We start from the raw sequence: 564 nt of genomic DNA on the forward strand, positions 1-564 counted from the left end.
GCGCACCTGGTAGCGCAGGTGGAGCACGCGGTCGCCCTGAACCACCAGGTCGGGTCCCTCCAGCAGGTGCTGTGCGTGGACCGACCCGAAGTAGCGCTTGCCGGAGCCGAACACGACGGGTACGACGTCCATGCGCACCTCGTCGACCAGACCCGCGGCAAGTACCTGGCCACCGACGTCGCCAGCGGCGACCTCGACCAAGCGGTCACCCGCGAGCTCCCGCGCCTTGGCCACGGCTGCTTCGACGCCGTCGACGAAGTGAAAGGGTGCCTCGGGGTCCCAGCCCTCGGGCTGCGGCCGGTGCGTCACGACGACCATGTGGTCCATCCCGCCCGGCGGCTTCCCGTCCCAGCCGTCCGCCAGGTCGAAGACGTGGCGGCCGACGACCGTGACGCCGATCTGGTCCCAGTACGGTCGGATGTAGTCGTAGGACGTCTGCGACACCTTCAACGCGCCGCTCTCGTCCAACGGGACGTCACCGCTCAGCAACCAGTCGAACAGCGGTCCAGGCTGGTCGTTCTCGTCCGCGACGAAACCGTCCACCGACACCGAGCTGTACATGAC

Annotated in this window: 1 protein-coding gene; it reads right to left on the reverse strand. The window is 68.6% G+C overall.

The features are described from left to right. The coding region (locus KUM32_RS40535; RefSeq protein WP_254406775.1) for a dihydrofolate reductase family protein at positions 1-564 on the reverse strand (564 nt) is incomplete at both ends.

This window comes from Streptomyces sp. AC627_RSS907, from assembly GCF_019049165.1.